The organism is Chryseobacterium sp. WG14 (genome assembly GCF_024586945.1).
Taxonomy (GTDB): domain Bacteria; phylum Bacteroidota; class Bacteroidia; order Flavobacteriales; family Weeksellaceae; genus Chryseobacterium.
The window spans coordinates 109,658-126,418 of the sequence record NZ_JALCZD010000014.1; the positions used below are offsets into that span (position 1 = coordinate 109,658).

The window sequence follows — 16,761 nt, forward strand, 5'->3', positions numbered from 1 at the left end:
TACACGGAAGAATACTCACCCTTGTGTAAGGATGATAGCGTGACGTTATGTCACTTAAAATTACTTGATTACAAATACAATATTAACGAAAGAACATGCTGTAGCCGTTCCAATGACATCATAGCGTAATATTCCATTGGCATCAATACTCACATTCCTTAAAACAGTAGCATCAAAATCTGTTACATAATAATACAGATCCGAAGCATTCAAGAAAAAAGGAATAGCAGCGGGGGCTCCCGCACTTACAACTTTCGGGGTTGAAAACTGTGTTTTATACAATTGGTATAAATCCAGCGTTCTGCCTGTTCCGGTAGTTGAGGTATCAATACTGATGGATGGCATATAGAAGAACTTCACTATATTTCCACTGATCGGAACCCAGTTCGGGCTGGCGGGTGTTCCAATATTCTGAGCTAATGCCTGCCTTTTAAGATCATAGACCAATAAACCATTCGCGGGAGTGGGTATTGTGGTAAGATCAGAAATTCGGGGGATTAATACTCCTTTATTAGAACCAGTGACATCTAACATTGCGCTTTTATCAGGATTAGCAATACCAATACCTACCTGCGCAAAGGTAATGCTGCTGGCAATTAATGCCGCAGCAATGAATAATTTTTTAAATTTCATATTTGCTTTGTTTTTTGCAAATATATAATAATTTAATGCACATTTACATATTACTTTACTTTTTTTTCATCAAAATACAAAAACACGTGAAAAACCTATAAAAAATATATTTTTACCCCTCATAATATGAAAATTTTTAACACTGCAATCCCAGTTATTAAAAAAAATACTTTAAATATGAAACTAGCCATCCAAAAAGTTTAATAATAAACAAAAAGCTGGGTACCCATTTTATAAAAAGACTTTCTGAGTTATTTAATTAAATGGATCAGGTTATAAATTCGGGCTAAGCAAATTGAATTAAATATAAAGCCTCTTGTTTGGATGACATTCAGAAATCTAGGCTGCACTAAAATAAAATATGTGATTTTATTTGACTTGAGAAATGGATGAAAATAACTTTTTATTTTAACGCAATAAGGAATAATCATTCGGATGTTCTATTTTAAGAAAACAAAGAATGGCCACTTTGCCGCTGAACAAGCGATATAAAAAGTGAGCTTCATCAAAATCTGTATTGATGTAAGTTTATATTATCCCCACACTTTAAAATTCATTTGCCGGGCCACCATTGCCAAAAAACAAAAAAGCCTTTCTTTCGAAAGGCTTTTTACTTATTTATTGTAGTTTGTATTACTTTGAAGCAAGCACTTCTTTTTCAGAAGTACTTTTTCCGTGTACCTCCTCTTCTTTTCCTTTTTTCAGGAAATCATAAGCAATTGCAGATGCAATAAAGATGGATGAATAAGTACCGAATCCAATACCGATTAACATCGCAAACATAAACCCTCTCAAGTTATCACCACCGAAAATGAAAATCGCAAGGATCACCAAAATCGTAGTAAATGAAGTGTTAAATGTTCTACCTAAAGTACTTGAAATAGAGTCATCGAATAATCCTGCTAATGTTAACGCTTTCTTCTCTCTCAGATATTCTCTGATTCTGTCGAAGATAATTACCGTGTCATTAATAGAGTATCCTAATACTGTAAGGATTGCAGCAATGAAATCCTGGTTGATTTCCATATTGAACGGCATGTATTTGTGAAGTAATGAATACATTCCTAAAATAATAACCGCATCATGGAATAACGCTGCTACAGCACCTAAAGAGAACTGCCATTTTCTAAATCTGAACAAGATATAGATGAAGATACCTGCAAGAGCAGCAACAACGGCAAGAATACCATGTGTCTGAATATCATCAGCTACTGTAGGGCCTACTTTTTCAGATGAAATAATCCCTGCATGGTCTTTATCCGCAGATTTAAAATCCTGAAGTGTAAGAGTAGCCGGAAGATCTCCTTTTAACCCTTCAAATAATTTCTGCTCAATAGTTTGGTCAGCTTTTAAAGACTCATCTTCAATAAGGTAATCTGTAGAAATTTTCAGCTGATTTGCATTTCCAAAAGTTTTAGCCTCTACAGAAGAGTTTTTACCATCTTCAGTTTTGAAAATCTTTACTAATTTTTCTTCAACATCATTAGCATTAACATCTTTATCAAATCTTACGATATAGTTTCTACCTCCTGTAAAGTCAATACCATATTTGAATCCGTTGGTAAACATAGAACCAAGACAGATCACTGTTAAAACTGCAGAGATAATGTATGCATATTTTCTCTTTCCGATAAAATCAATCCATGTATTTCTGAATAGGTTTTTCGTTGGAGGCGTCCATACTGAAAGGTGTTTTCCTTTATTTAATCTACTGAAGATCATTACTCTTGAAAGTAATACCGAAGTAAATAATGTCATGATAATACCGATCATCAATGTCAAAGCAAATCCTTTGATAGGTCCTGTACCGAAGAAGAATAACACAACAGCGGTCAGTAACGTAGTTGAGTGACCATCAATAATCGCACTTAATGCGTGTTTGAAACCGTCTCTATAAGCTTCTAAGATATTCTTACCGGCAAATAATTCTTCTTTTGTTCTTTCATAAATAATTACGTTTGTATCCACTGCCATGGCCATCGTCAATACGATACCTGCAATACCAGGAAGGGTAAGCGTAAAGTCTCCGGAATCCATAATTCCGAAAATATAGAAAAGGTTAATAACCATTGCAATTACAGCGTATACTCCCGCACCACCATAATAGAAAATGATATAAACAATGATAATTAAAAATGCAATAGCAAATGAAATCATACCCGCGTTGATAGATTCCTGTCCTAAAGACGGACCTACCTGCGTAGCCTGAACTACTTTAGCACCAGCAGGCAATTTACCAGCTCCTAAAACGTCAACTAGTTCTTTAGCTTCCTCCTGAGAGAAGTTACCAGAGATTTGAGTTCTACCGTTAGGAATAGCATTTACCACATTAGGAGCAGTATATACTCTGCCGTCAAGAGTTACCGCAACCGGCTTTCCAACGTTTTTCTCCGTTAAAGTTTTCCACTCTTTAGCTCCTTTAGAATCCATCTGCATGTCTACCACTACTCTTCCAAGTTCGTCATAGCTGATGCTTGCCGTTTCTACAGCACCGTCTACCGGAGCTTTTTGATTGATGTTACTTCTGATTGCATACAATACCAAATCGTCCGGACTTGTAGCTTCAGGTTTGTAACCCCACATGAACTGTGTATATTTAATGTTTGCAGGACGTAAAGCCTGACCTACTTTGCTGTTTAAAATTTTATTAACAACCGCAGTATCAGATAATTTTACATTAGCAACACCATTACTTCTTAATTTGTCAAGCTGAATAAGCTTCATGAAGTTGACATTTTTTGCCACTCCCATAGAATCTCCTTTTGCACCGATCATAGTTGTCAAAGTCTGGAAATAAGGCGCAATTTCAGGAACCTGCTGTACTTCCCAGAACTGAAGTTTTGCAGAAGTCTGAAGCATTTTTTTAACCTTGTCAATATCCTTCATACCAGGCATTTCTACAGAAATTCTAGCAGTACCAGGTACTCTCTGAACATTTGGCTGGATAGCTCCAAGCTTATCTATTCTTGTTCTGATTACTTCGAAAGCTGTACCTACAGAAAGATCAATTCTTCTTTTTACAATACTTCTTACCTGCTCATCAGTAGTGTTATACTTGATTTCAGATAAATTTGTATTTCCGAAAAGATCCGGATCTGCAAGCTTCAGGTTTGTACCTTTCGCTTTGTTGATGGCATCGAACTGCTCAAAAAAGTTGTCGATGTAAGATTTTATTGAGCTTTTCTGAACTTCATCAGTCTTGTTTAAAGCCTCAATAAGGATAGGATTGGTAGAATAATTAGTTAAATCATTTACCAGATCTCTTTGGTTAATTTCCAAAAGAACGTTGATCCCTCCTTTTAAGTCAAGACCAAGCTTCATCTCCTTGTCTTTAGCTTTTGAATAATAAAGCTTTGTATACCCAAGATTAAGAGTATCTTCCTTGATGCGTTTGATCTCTTTCTCGTTTCCTTTCGCAGCTTCTATCTGCGATTCAATTTTGCTGGCGTACCAGGTTGGTAATAGCTCGTTTAAGCAAATCAACCCCAGGACAATAGCAACAATTGTAATAAGTCCTTTTCCTTGCATTTTGTTATAACTACGTTAAATTAAGTCGGCAAATATAATGATTTTCTGGTATTTTATGAATTTTTAACAACAGAAATGGTTTATTTTCAGATATATTGGTATTTCGACTTCTATTTAAGATTTAACAATTATTTCATGGTATCTTAGTGAAGTTTTCAAATTTTGATTGGTATAAAATTTTCATTCATTCATCAACACGCTAACTATCACAATATTATGAAAAAGTTACTTTTTACTATGAGTATCCTTTCTTCCTTATTCGTTAATTCTCAAAGTATTAATTTGGAAGAATTTGTGACCGGACTTACCAGCCCGGTAGAGATTACAAACGCTAATGACAGCCGTCTTTTCGTAGTACAGCAGAATGGTATTATTAAAATTATCCAGCCAACGGGAGTTATTAATACCACTCCTTTTCTGAATATCGCTTCAAAAATTATTTTTGGCGGAGAAAGAGGTCTGTTGGGACTTGCATTTCATCCTCAATACTCTACCAATGGGTATTTTTTTGTTTATTATAATAATCCAGCAGGAAATATTATTGTAGCAAGATACAGTGTAAGTGCAACGGACCCGGACATTGCCGATCCGAACTCCGAAAAAATCCTATTGAATATTCCCAAACCTTTTGCGAACCATAACGGAGGAAGCATTCATTTTGCACCGGATGGAAAGCTCTGGATCATTACCGGAGACGGAGGAAGTGCCGGAGACCCCAATAATAATGCACAAAATAAAAATTCACTGCTGGGAAAAATGCTGAGAATTGATGTAGACGCTACCGGTCCTTACAATATTCCTGCAGACAATCCTTTTGTAGGTATTGACGGTGCTGATGAGATATGGGCATATGGACTCCGAAATGCATGGAAATTTTCTTTTGACCTAACCAATGGGAATGCTTTAATTGCTGATGTAGGCCAGGGAGCAATCGAGGAGATCAATCGAATGCCCATCACCCAGGCCGGGCTTAATTACGGATGGCGCTGCTATGAAGGAAATACAGCTTATAATACTGCAGGATGCCCAGGTACCGGAACTATGACATTCCCCATCGCTGTATATGATCATTCCGGGGGGAAATGTTCCATCACAGGAGGATATGTTTACAGGGGATCCCAATATCCGTCTCTTCAGGGCAAATATTTCTTTGCTGATTACTGCTCTGCACAAATCGGTGTGCTGGATACCAACAATGCTATCACATGGTCGTCTGCTTACAGTGGAAATAATTTTTCTACCTTCGGGCAGGATTCTCAAAAGGAACTGTATGTAGCAGCTGTCAGCAGTGGAAAAATTTTTAAAATCTCAACGGGAACTTTAGGTGTACAGGAAGAAAATTCTTTAGGTAAAATAAACATCTACCCTAATCCCGCATCCAAAGAGATCTTCATTACTGGTGTTAAAGATAAAAAAGTAAGTGCAGAAATTATGAGTGCAGAAGGACGAAAAATTTGGGAAACTGATGAAGTGATCAATGATAAAAGTATTGATATTTCCACCCTGCCTGCCGGAGTTTATTTCATCAATATAAAATCAGGAAACCTGAAATCATATAGTCAGAAAATAATTATTAAATAAGGAAATATTATATTAACACACTCTATCAGCTATACTTTTAACGCAATATGCCGCAAAAGATTCATACAAACTGAATAAAAATTCCATAAAAAGTATTTCAACTAAAATTTTAAATACATAAAAAAAGCGGTTCAAAACTGAACCGCTTTTTTATTTTATATCGTCATCGAGAAAATTCTCGTTTCGGGTTTATTTCTCATCATCCTAAGGTCAAAAACCATGGCAACATTTCTTGTGAATGCTCTTCCAGCTTCTGTAATTTTAACTTCATGACCATTAATTTCAACCAATCCGTCTTTTTCCATTTCCTTCAGCATTTCCAACGCGTTTTCAAGTCCCGGGAAAGAGTTATGAGTATGGAAAGTGGTTTCAAGCTGACACATCAGGTTAAGGATATGTCTTCTTACCTTCAAATCCTCTTCATCCAGGACATGGCCTTTCACCACAGGAATTTCCCCTTCTTCTACAGATCTTTGATAGTCTTCCACCGTTTTTACATTCTGCCCAAAAGCGTACCAAGAATCTGAAATAGCAGACATTCCAAGTCCTATCATTAGCTGAGTATTGCTTGAAGTATAGCCCATAAAGTTCCTGTGAAGCTTTTTATGAATCAAAGACTGGTAGAGATCATCATGTTCAAGGGAAAAATGATCCATCCCTACTTCAATATAGCCTAAGTCCTGAAGCAGTTTTTTACCATCTTCATATAATCTTCGTTTTTCTTCTCCACTAGGCAGGTCATTTTCATCAAATCCTCTCTGGCCAACTCCTTTCACCCATGGAACGTGTGCATATGAGTAAAAGGCAAGCCTGTCCGGTTTCAGCTCCATAGTCTTTCTGATGGTATTTTCCATCGCTTCCCAGTTCTGATGCGGAAGCCCGAAAACCAAGTCATGGCTGATTCCTCTATAACCAATTTCTTTAGCCCATTCGGTAACATTTTTCACGTTTTCAAAAGGCTGAATTCTATTGATCGCTTTCTGTACCTTAGGATCGTAATCCTGAACACCAAAACTTACTCTTCTAAAGCCCAGATTATACAATGTCTGAAGGTGTTCCTTCGTTGTATTATTCGGGTGTCCTTCAAAAGAAAATTCAGGATGTTCAGCAATATCTACGGTTTCAAAGATCCCTTCCAGAAATTTTTTCAGATTTTCAGGCGAAAAAAACGTAGGGGTTCCTCCTCCCAGGTGTAATTCTTTCAGTTTGGGTCTTTCGTTGAAAAGATCAAGGTAAAGGTTCCATTCTTTTAAAACACTTTCCAGGTATGGAACTTCAACACTATGCTGTTTTGTAATACGTTTATGACACGCACAGAATGTACATAATGCCTCGCAAAAAGGCAAATGGATATAAATAGAAATCCCCTCCTCTGCATTGGTTTCGTGAAAGGACCTGATTACGCTTTCTTTCCACTTTTCCGGTGAGAATGTACTTTCATCCCAATATGGAACTGTAGGATAAGAGGTGTAGCGTGGTCCGGGAATATTATACTTATCTATTAAAGAATTCATTTCGAAAATTAAAATTTTATAAGGTCATGAAATTTAAGAATCTTATAACTTCATTGTACAAAATTAACTATAAGTTATGAATTTTGACCTATGAAATATATTAGGTTTTATTTTATAATGAGTCTAAATACCGTCTGTAAGCCCTTTCGTTAATAATGATAAATTCTATATATACTATTTATTTTTTAGATGTATCCATTTCTCAAGAAGATCCTTCTTGCGTTTAGTATTTTATTATTTTTATTAAATCCTTTACTATTTCAATTTCATCACCGCAATTCTGTCTTTTCCTGCAAAGACAACAGTGTTACGATCTATCCACTGGCAGACAAAAAAGCCTTTTTCATCAGAAATCTTCTTCCATGTTTTCCCAAAATCTGAGGAATAACTGATGTGCTGATCTCCTGCTGCAATAATATCTTTTCCTTTTGAGCCGGGTTTAATTTTCACACAGGTAGTATATCCTGCATTCTGTCCTGATGCCTGAATCTGCCAGGTTTTACCTCCATCATTTGTAGTAGCAATAGTATTGATATTGGCATCCTGCTTTGTATAATCTCCTCCCACTGCAATTCCGAAACGGTCATCAGTAAAATCTAAAGAATACATTCCCTGCGAAGATTCCCCCTGTATAAATGGGGTATTGAACACTTCAAATTTTTCATTCTTTAAATTCAGTCTTATAATTCTCGAAGCCTTACCTCCTGTTGCAATCCATACAAAATTTTTGGTGGAAGAGATATTGGTGTTACTGGCTGCAAAAGCTGCCTCTCCTTCATTCAACATTATGGTATTTTTAAGCATACTCCACTTCCCTTCTTTGTACACCGCTAACTTCAGGGCATGATCTTTATCTGCATCACTGAAAGTATAAGCCAGTTTATCATTTACAAAATGCAGCGCATCATAGAATGCAGTTTTCGTAGTATCTGTAAAAACAACCTGAGCTTTTAAATCTTTCTTATCAATTCTAAAGAAGTGAGCAGGGCTTTCAATATTAATGGCATAAAAAGAATGTTCATCCTGTGCCAGTGTTCGAAACTGAAGCTTGTCTTCTGATAATCTGATCTGTTTTTGATTCTTCGGATCTTTTACATCCACAAACCCAAATTTGGAGTCTGTACCACTATACCAGACTTTGTTATCATACAGCTCAAGAGCTCTGATACTTATTTTATCATTAAAAATGTTTTCAATGCTTTCCACCTGCTGGGAAAATGCACAAATTCCTGCACAAAGGAATAGAATAGAGAAAATCTTTTTCATAAGCTATACAAACAAAAAAACCGCCGAAGCGGTTTTATATTAAATTAATCTACGTCTTTATATTTTTCCGGATTATTAAGTTTACTGTTTGATTTTCCATAAAGGAAATATACTAACCCTCCCAAGAAAAGCCATACAGCAGAAAGTTCCAATGCATGAGCACTTAAGTTAAATATTAAATATATATTGATAAATACTCCTAATCCTACAACGATTTTATACGCAGGAACCTTGAAAGGTCTGATTAAATTCGGTTCTTTCTTTCTCATCACCCAAACCGCAATACAAACCAATGTAAATGCAAACAGAGTTCCAAAACTGGTCATATCTGCCAATGTTGAAATTGGGGTAAATGCAGCGATAAGCGCTACTATTATTCCTAGCAGGATAATTCCTTTGTAAGGAGTTTTTGTTTTTGGGTGAAGTTCTCCGAAAAATTTAGGAATCAAACCGTCTTTTGCCATTCCGATAAAGATTCTGGACTGTCCCATCATCATTACCATTACTACAGAAATCAAACCTACTGTAGCAGCAATCGTTACCACATTACTTGCCCAGTGTTTTCCGGCAATTTCAAAAGCATACGCTACCGGTGCTTTAATTGCATCAGGATATTTTCCTTCAGGGTTAAAGTCTGTATAGTGCATCATCCCTGTCAATACAAGAGATACACAAATATATAATGCAGTACAAACCAATAATGAAGCAATAATGGCGAAAGGCACATCTTTTTTAGGGTTAATAGCTTCCCCTGCCTGTGTAGAGACAGCATCGAAACCTATATACGCAAAGAAGATAGCTGCTGCTCCGGAAATAATTCCTTTTATACCATATGCAGAGACCAGATCTCCTTCAGAATTTTTAATTTTTATCGGATCTGGGATAAAAGGATTCCAGTTTTTCACTCCATCTACAGCATTGTAAAGATTTGTATTAGAGAAGATAATATAAACACCTGCAATGATTACGAAAATAACGGCAGAAGTTTTCATTAATACGATCAGGTTATTTGCGCCGGCAGCTTCCTTAGTCCCTTTTACCAGCAATGCGGTAATCAGTAATACAAGGATAAAAGCAGGAAGATTCATTGAAAAACCATCTCCTGTATAGCTGGCAGGATCTGAAGTAAGATATGTTGGCAAATGAACGCCAAATATTTTTAAAAATTTGGTAAAGTACCCGGACCAACTCACGGAAACCGCCATACTCGCCATGGCATACTCCAGAATGAGACACCACCCCATTGCCCAGGCAAAAATTTCCCCTACCGTTCCATACGCATATGCATAAGCAGACCCTTCAACAGGAATGATGGAAGCAAATTCCGCATAACATAATGCTGCAAAAACACAGGCTATACCTGCTATGATAAAAGAGATTGCAAGAGCCGGCCCTGCATGATAATAAGCTCCGGTTCCGGTAAGTACAAAGATTCCACCACCAATGATAGCACCTACTCCAATTGCTGTTAAACTCCATTTTCCAAGGACTTTCTTCAGCTCACTTTTCTTCATATCAGCCTCATAGGCACTTAGCGGCTTCTTAACCCAAATTTTAGACATGTTTTTTTATTTATTAAGGATTTACGAAAATATAAAAATTTTACGTACTCTCATGTTTATTGACAAACTTTCGTCATTTATTTTAAATAAAAAAATCTAAAAACCTGACCGACACATTATTCAAAGTATTTTATTACGTGTTAAATTTTGTTTATTTTTGATCACATGAATTTATATGATCTTTTTGTGAAGCCGTATGAAAACTATACAGCAGCACAGATTTTACTGGAGTCTTCGGGGGCTGTTTTTGGTATTTTAAGCGTTTATTTTTCTATCAAAAAAAATATCTGGGTATACCCTACCGGCATTATCTCTACATTGATCTATGTTTATATTCTTTTTAATTTTGGATTATTGGGAGACTGCCTGATCAATGTCTATTATACTGTAATGAGTATCTACGGATGGATATTATGGTCTAAGAATTCTAAAGATCATATTCATATAGAAGTTACCTGGGCCACAAAAAAGGAATGGATCTATGCGGGTATTCTTTTTATCCTTAGTTTAGCGCTGGTTACTTTGATTTATTATTATAAGCCTTATATTGACCAAATGGAAGAAACCAATTTCGGATTATATCATTTGGATTGGGCAAATTGGCTGGATATTTTTACCACTTCCATATTTTTAGTAGGAATGTGGTTTATGGCCAAACAGCGCATTGAGAACTGGATTTTCTGGATTATCGGAGATTTTATTTGCATGCCTATGATGATTTTTAAGGGACTTGGCATCACTTCGGTTCAATATTTGGTATTTACTATAATGGCTATCTTAGGATACCTTAATTGGAAAAAAAGTTTTAAAGAGAAAAAAGTACAATAAAGTCATGAAAAATTTATTAAAAATAGCAGCTAGTATTGTTGCATTTGCAAGTTTGACATCTTGTTTAGCATACTCAGACGGATATGCCAATAATGGCGGTTATGGTGATCCATATTATAATAATGGATATTATTATGCACCATCCGGATACTATGGAAATGGTGGATATTATGGTAATGATGGGTATTATTACAGGGACAATGTTAATTATTACTATGACAATGGTGTCCCTTATTATTACTATAATGCGAATAACTCAAGAAGAAAGGTATATGTAGAAAGGAGATCAGATAATAACTCTACAAGACCGAATACCGGATTCAGAGGAGAGCCTTATTACGACCGTAATAATAACAATAACAGTGGTTTCAGAAACAACAATTCCCAGAATAACAATAATCAGGGTACTAGAAACCAAAGCAGTGGAGGCTTTAGAAACAACAACAGCCAGAATAATCAGGGAAATCAAAAAACCAACAATTCCGGAGGGTTCAGAAATCAGAACAACACTTATCAGGCTCCTCAGAGAAGCTCAAACAGCGGTGGATTCAGAAGTTCAGGAAGCAACAACAGTACGCCTCCACCTTCTTCAAATAGCGGAGGGTTCAGAGGAAGTTCCAGTAACAGCAGCAGCTCGGGCAATTCAAATAGCTCAGGCAGCACAAACAGACAGAACACCGGAGGATTTAGATAAAAACGGTTAGGTAAAACGATTATAAATAAGAAAACGAACAGTTAACACTGTTCGTTTTTCATTTTAAATATATTAATTTTGCTTCTTTAAATTAGATAAAAAGGTATGGAATTTTATAAATATCAGGGTACTGGAAATGATTTTGTGATGGTAGATAACCGTGACCTTCAGTTTCCTAAAGACAAAAAGAATATTGAAAAACTATGTGACAGACGTTTTGGAATTGGTGCTGATGGCCTTATCTTATTGGAAAACGATGATCATTACGATTTCAAAATGGTATATTATAATTCTGATGGTGGAGAAAGTACCATGTGTGGAAACGGAGGAAGATGCCTGGTAGCATTTGCTTTTTTCCTGGATATTTTTGAAGATAAATGTAAGTTTATTGCTATAGATGGTGAGCATGAAGCGGAAATCCATAACGGGATCGTTAAATTAAAAATGATTGATGTAAATACCATTTCTCATGACGGCAATGATTCTGTTCTTAATACCGGTTCTCCTCATTATGTAAGATATGTAGAGGATTTAGCAAATTATAAGGTGTATGCCGAAGGGAACGGGATCAGAAATTCAGAAAATTATAAAGAAAAAGGAATTAATGTCAACTTTGTGGAAAAAATTTCCGATAATGAAATTTTTGTAAGAACCTATGAACGAGGCGTTGAGGATGAAACTTACAGCTGCGGAACAGGAGTTACAGCTTCTGCTTTAACTTTTCTACAAAAAGACAATCTAACTTCTGTAAAAGTTAAAACGTTAGGAGGAAATCTGAAGGTATATGCTGAAAAAAACGGAGACTCCTTTCAAAGCATCTGGCTGGAAGGTCCTGCAAAGCAGGTTTTTAAAGGTAAGATAGATATTCTTTAGAAACCATAAACTTTTAATCAATAGTATAAGAATGAAAAAAGCTATTCTCATTGTCATTCTGCTGGTTTTTGTAATCGCAGGTTTTTTTGGATTGAGATTTTATAATAAGTACTTCGGAAACAACGTAGAAAAAGAAGGATATGTATTGATTCCTCATAAAGCGGATTTCAAACAGATCATGGATTCTATTGCTCCCCACTTAAAAGATAGGGAGTCTTTTGAAGCAGTGGCTAAAGATAAAGGTCTTACTACCGCTTTTAAAGCCGGGCGTTATCATATCCAGGAGGGTAAAGGAAACTCTGATCTTGTGAATATGATTAAAGCAGGTAATCAAACAGCCAATTCTTTCAGAATCGGAGATTTTGGAGATATGTACCAGATGATTGGCAAAGTGACTAAAAAAACGGAACTGGATTCTTTACATTTCGTAAAAGACCTTGACGGTATTTCCCAGGAAAAAGGGTATAAAAATGTTGAAGATTTAAAAAAATATTTTTTCATAGATACTTATAACTTCTTCTGGACGGTAAGCCCAAGAGAGTTTTTTGCAAAATTTGAAGATCAGTATAATGAATTCTGGACCGGTGAAAGAAAAAATAAGGAACAGCAGTCTGCTTTAACAAGAGATCAGATCTATGCACTGGCGTCTATTGTGTATAAAGAATCCGGAGGAAAGAAGGATGAAATGAAAACGATAGCAGGATTATACCTGAACCGTTACCGAAAAGGAATGAAACTTCAGTCTGACCCTACGGTAATCTATGCCATCAATAAGCAGACTAATTTTAAAGAACCCATTAAAAGGGTTTTATATAAGCATTTATCAACTCCTTCTCCATATAATACCTACGCAAATGCAGGTATCCCTCCAGGGCCGATCTGTGTGGTGGACAAGAATTCTGTAGATGCTGTTTTAAACGCAGAAAACAATAATTATATATTTATGTGTGCTGATCCTGCAAGATTTGGATATCACAAATTTACGGCAAGTGCAGAAGAGCATGCTGTAAATGCAAAAGCCTATCAGGATTGGCTTAATTCAAAAAATATAAAATAGGCAAAGCAAGCATTTAAAAACTTTAAACAGTAAAAAAATAATACACAAATCATAATATCATGAGAATCAGAGCAATCTGAAGATTTATGGTATTAGGGGTATCCCTTCATGATTTTTATACAAAAAATAACCTATGAATAAGACGGAAATTGTCAATATTTTCACAAAAAAAACACTAGGGCTTACTCTGGTTCTTTCGGCAGCTGCTATGGCTTTTGCTCAGGAGAAATCAGATATTTCAGGAATTATTGTCAATAAGAAGAACCAGCCTGTACCTTATGCTTCTGTAACTTTTAGCAATAAAGCTAATAAAACATTAAGCGACGCTGTACTCACTGATGAAAAAGGGCAATATAAGCTGCAGCTTGTTCCCGGAGAGTATGACATTACAGTAGAAGCAATAGACTATAAGAAAAGTATAGTCAGTAAAAATATAGCAGCAAACGGAAATATTGGTGCACTCTCCATAGAACCTGAAGCAACTACTACTCTGGATGGCAAAACTCAGGAGCTGCAGGGTGTTGTTATTACAGCAGCAGCCACTAAAGCCTATAAAGTAGAGCTGGATAAAAAGACTTATGACCCATCACAGGATATCGTAAGTAAGGGAGGAAGTCTTCAGGATGTTTTAAGTAATGTTCCTTCTGTTACCGTAGATACGGATGGAACGGTTTCTATGAGAGGAAGTACCAATGTAAAATTCCTCATTAACGGAAAGCCTTCTTCTCTTCTGGGAATTGATGACGGAGCTAATGCATTACAGAGTATTCCTGCTGATCAGATCGAAAGAATTGAAGTCATTACCAACCCTTCATCAAAATTTGAAGCAAGCGGAACTTCGGGTATTTTAAATATTATTCTTAAAAAGAGTAAAAAAGTAGGATTTAACGGAAGTGTAGTGGGGGCTTTAGGATATTTCCCAAGAACATCTCTGAATGCCAATTTAAGCTGGAGAAAAAATAACTGGACCTGGTTTATGAACGGTGGCGGAGGCTACACAGAAAACAAAACCAAGAGTAACTCGGAAACAACCTATCATAATATTGTATTCCCTGATATAGTTCCTGGTGTAGCACCAAAGGATGTACCTGTACATCAGCAGCAAAACTCTGTCAACAAAACTTACAACAAAAACTATAATATAAGTGCCGGTTTTGTATATGATATTTCTGAAAAAACATCATTAAATCTGACAGGATTAGTGAGAACTTTTGACGGTGACGGAAATGAACTTGTAAACACTTACGATACTTTTTACAGATATACAGGAGACGCTTCTAATCTTTGGAATCTCAAGAATCCTTATACCCTGAGAGATTCAAAAACGACCTTTAACAATCTTGCCTTCCAGGGAGATGTAGGTTTAGACCATAAGTTTGACGATAAAGGGCAAAATTTATCATTATCTGTAAGTTTACAAAGAAACAGAAGCAATAATAATGCTGATATTCTGGAAAGTGTTGATTACGTACCTTCTGTGCAGGATATTACCAGAAGACATTCTGTAAGCAAAACCATCATAGGTAAAGCAGATTATGAGTTACCAATAGGAGAAAACTCCAAACTTGAAGCCGGCTACAGATTGGATGTCAATGATAATACTTATGATAATTTTGTAAGCAGTACTTCTAATAACCCTCTTATTCCGAATTATAATAACAATACGGATTACAGGGAGATGTTCAATGCTTTCTATTTACAGTTTAAAAGTAAAATAGGAAGTCTTAGTTATCAGGTAGGATTAAGAGACGAGCTTTCAAATGTTAAAATCAATTACATCAGTCAGAACCTTGATAAGCCTCCATTAAATAAAAACAAGAATTACAATAATCTATTTCCAAGTGTATTCTTAAGCTATGATATATCCAAGAATAACCAGATCTTAGTAAACTATTCCCGAAGAATAGACAGACCGAGATCATTCTTTATGGTTCCTTTCCCCAACTATACCAATAACCAAAATATTTTTGAAGGAAATATCGACCTTAACCCATCATACGTAGATTCTTATGAAGTAGGTTATAATATTACCAGAAAGAAATTTACCATCAACCCTACCCTATATTACAGGCATTCAACAGATGATACAAAGATGCTGGTATACAGACCGGATGAAAGACAGAGAGTTTTCTATACAAAGCCGGAAAACCTGGGTAATGATGATCGCTATGGTTTGGACCTGAACTTTACCTATGATCCTTTTGCCTGGTTCAAGATTATGGGTAGTGTAGATCTTTTCGGATATAAAACTACCGGAATTGCATCTTATGAAACAAGAGACATCAACGGTCTTAAGCAGGTACGCTCACTGGATTTTACAGGAAGTGGTTTCTCTACAAGATTACGTCTTAATACCACATTTAAACTTGATAAGACATTAAGTGTACAGCTGCAAGGTTTCTACAGAGGAGGACAAAAAACAGCCAGCCAGAACAGACAGGATATGTACGCATTAAACCTGGGAGCATCTAAAACGATCTGGAAAGGTGACGGAACTATTTCCTTCAACATTCAGGATATCTTTAATACAAGAGGTATGGAGACATTTAACTACAGTAATGATTATACACGCAGCAGCTATATGCAGTGGCAGCCAAGACAGTTTTCTATCTCTTTAACCTATAGATTTAAGCAGGGAGAAAAAATAGAACAGACTAAGAAGAAAAAAGACATCAATGCCAATGAAACCGGCGATGACCAGCAAGGTGGTCCGATGTAATACAAACAAAATCCCGAAAAGTACTTTTCGGGATTTTTTATTGTTTTATTTTACAGATTCTGTCTTTGTATCTTTTTCTTTTTCGGCTTCATAAATTCTTCGTCTAAGGTCGCTGGTAGAAAACCGGTGGTCTCTTTTGTTATAAAAGATCTCTATTCCTTTTTCTTCACAATAAGTTTTCCCGGTAAAATCTCTATCCATATAATCGTCTCCGATAATTCTTACATCGATAACAAAAGATTTCAAAATATCCAACAGATCTTCTTCTGTATAATAAGGGATAATCTCATCTACAGCATTCACAGCCTTCAGCTGAATATATCGTTCAACGATAGTCTGACTTGGCTTATTTTTGTTCGGACGGTCGTGGGACGGATCAATCTGAAGCCCAACGATCAAATAATCGCATACTGTTTTAGCTTCTTCAAGCATCTTAATATGCCCAGCGTGTAATAAATCAAATGAGGAAAATGTAATACCTATTCTCTGTGTCTTCATATTAATTT

12 protein-coding genes are annotated in these 16,761 nt (G+C 36.0%); 6 read left to right on the forward strand and 6 right to left on the reverse strand.

The window, feature by feature from the left end; genetic code table 11:
- Window positions 1-60: 60 nt before the first annotated feature.
- Both MP478_RS19705 and secD read right to left on the reverse strand, forming a co-directional pair.
- A complete protein-coding gene (locus MP478_RS19705) occupies window positions 61-633 on the reverse strand; it encodes a hypothetical protein (protein ID WP_257191048.1) in 573 nt (190 codons plus the stop codon).
- Window positions 634-1,266: 633 nt separating this feature from the next.
- A complete protein-coding gene (gene secD / locus MP478_RS19710) occupies window positions 1,267-4,161 on the reverse strand; it encodes a protein translocase subunit SecD (protein WP_230034715.1) in 2,895 nt (964 codons plus the stop codon).
- 216 nt (window positions 4,162-4,377) lie between these two features.
- Here secD and MP478_RS19715 point away from each other — a divergent pair, with 216 nt between their 5' ends.
- Window positions 4,378-5,742 (forward strand): PQQ-dependent sugar dehydrogenase, encoded by a 1,365-nt coding sequence (locus MP478_RS19715; protein WP_257201410.1) that lies wholly within the window; start codon window positions 4,378-4,380, stop codon window positions 5,740-5,742.
- Between the two features lie 155 nt (window positions 5,743-5,897).
- Here MP478_RS19715 and hemN read toward each other — a convergent pair whose 3' ends face one another.
- The 3 genes from hemN to MP478_RS19730 form a co-directional block, all read right to left on the reverse strand.
- The gene (hemN, locus tag MP478_RS19720; protein ID WP_257201411.1) at window positions 5,898-7,256 is read right to left on the reverse strand and encodes an oxygen-independent coproporphyrinogen III oxidase; all 1,359 of its coding nucleotides are present in this window, start codon (window positions 7,254-7,256) and stop codon (window positions 5,898-5,900) included.
- 255 nt (window positions 7,257-7,511) lie between these two features.
- Window positions 7,512-8,522 (reverse strand): glycosyl hydrolase, encoded by a 1,011-nt coding sequence (locus MP478_RS19725; protein WP_257201412.1) that lies wholly within the window; start codon window positions 8,520-8,522, stop codon window positions 7,512-7,514.
- A 44-nt stretch (window positions 8,523-8,566) separates the two neighbouring features.
- The gene (locus MP478_RS19730; protein ID WP_230034707.1) at window positions 8,567-10,084 is read right to left on the reverse strand and encodes an amino acid permease; all 1,518 of its coding nucleotides are present in this window, start codon (window positions 10,082-10,084) and stop codon (window positions 8,567-8,569) included.
- Between the two features lie 165 nt (window positions 10,085-10,249).
- On the opposite strand from MP478_RS19730, the gene pnuC reads away from it, so the two are divergent.
- The 5 genes from pnuC to MP478_RS19755 all read left to right on the forward strand — a co-directional run bounded on the left by pnuC (window position 10,250) and on the right by MP478_RS19755 (window position 16,255).
- The gene (gene pnuC, locus MP478_RS19735) at window positions 10,250-10,912 is read left to right on the forward strand and encodes a nicotinamide riboside transporter PnuC (RefSeq protein WP_230034705.1); all 663 of its coding nucleotides are present in this window, start codon (window positions 10,250-10,252) and stop codon (window positions 10,910-10,912) included.
- Between the two features lie 4 nt (window positions 10,913-10,916).
- Complete coding sequence (locus MP478_RS19740; RefSeq protein ID WP_230034703.1) at window positions 10,917-11,606, forward strand: hypothetical protein; 690 nt, start codon at window positions 10,917-10,919, stop codon at window positions 11,604-11,606.
- Between the two features lie 105 nt (window positions 11,607-11,711).
- The gene (gene dapF / locus MP478_RS19745; RefSeq protein WP_257191042.1) at window positions 11,712-12,479 is read left to right on the forward strand and encodes a diaminopimelate epimerase; all 768 of its coding nucleotides are present in this window, start codon (window positions 11,712-11,714) and stop codon (window positions 12,477-12,479) included.
- 31 nt (window positions 12,480-12,510) lie between these two features.
- Window positions 12,511-13,536 carry an endolytic transglycosylase MltG gene (mltG, locus tag MP478_RS19750; protein ID WP_257201413.1) on the forward strand — a complete coding sequence of 342 codons (1,026 nt, stop codon included), beginning with the start codon at window positions 12,511-12,513 and terminating at the stop codon, window positions 13,534-13,536.
- A gap of 133 nt (window positions 13,537-13,669) precedes the next feature.
- Window positions 13,670-16,255, forward strand: a complete 2,586-nt coding sequence (locus MP478_RS19755) for a TonB-dependent receptor domain-containing protein (RefSeq protein WP_257201414.1) — start codon at window positions 13,670-13,672, stop codon at window positions 16,253-16,255.
- Window positions 16,256-16,300: 45 nt separating this feature from the next.
- Here the strand turns inward: MP478_RS19755 and MP478_RS19760 are convergent, their stop codons facing one another.
- Entirely contained in the window at window positions 16,301-16,753 is a 453-nt protein-coding gene (locus tag MP478_RS19760) for an adenylyltransferase/cytidyltransferase family protein (protein WP_230034694.1), read from the reverse strand.
- Between the last annotated feature and the right edge of the window lie 8 nt (window positions 16,754-16,761).

Bases quoted from the DNA above. Each gene is read 5' to 3' on its own strand.
- MP478_RS19715 (WP_257201410.1), top strand. From the start codon at position 4,378: ATGAAAAAGTTACTTTTTACTATGAGTATCCTTTCTTCCTTATTCGTT.
- dapF (WP_257191042.1), top strand. From the start codon at position 11,712: ATGGAATTTTATAAATATCAGGGTACTGGAAATGATTTTGTGATGGTA.
- MP478_RS19755 (WP_257201414.1), top strand. From the start codon at position 13,670: ATGAATAAGACGGAAATTGTCAATATTTTCACAAAAAAAACACTAGGG.
- MP478_RS19740 (WP_230034703.1), top strand. From the start codon at position 10,917: ATGAAAAATTTATTAAAAATAGCAGCTAGTATTGTTGCATTTGCAAGT.
- hemN (WP_257201411.1), bottom strand. From the start codon at position 7,256: ATGAATTCTTTAATAGATAAGTATAATATTCCCGGACCACGCTACACC.
- secD (WP_230034715.1), bottom strand. From the start codon at position 4,161: ATGCAAGGAAAAGGACTTATTACAATTGTTGCTATTGTCCTGGGGTTG.
- mltG (WP_257201413.1), top strand. From the start codon at position 12,511: ATGAAAAAAGCTATTCTCATTGTCATTCTGCTGGTTTTTGTAATCGCA.
- pnuC (WP_230034705.1), top strand. From the start codon at position 10,250: ATGAATTTATATGATCTTTTTGTGAAGCCGTATGAAAACTATACAGCA.
- MP478_RS19705 (WP_257191048.1), bottom strand. From the start codon at position 633: ATGAAATTTAAAAAATTATTCATTGCTGCGGCATTAATTGCCAGCAGC.
- MP478_RS19760 (WP_230034694.1), bottom strand. From the start codon at position 16,753: ATGAAGACACAGAGAATAGGTATTACATTTTCCTCATTTGATTTATTA.
- MP478_RS19725 (WP_257201412.1), bottom strand. From the start codon at position 8,522: ATGAAAAAGATTTTCTCTATTCTATTCCTTTGTGCAGGAATTTGTGCA.
- MP478_RS19730 (WP_230034707.1), bottom strand. From the start codon at position 10,084: ATGTCTAAAATTTGGGTTAAGAAGCCGCTAAGTGCCTATGAGGCTGAT.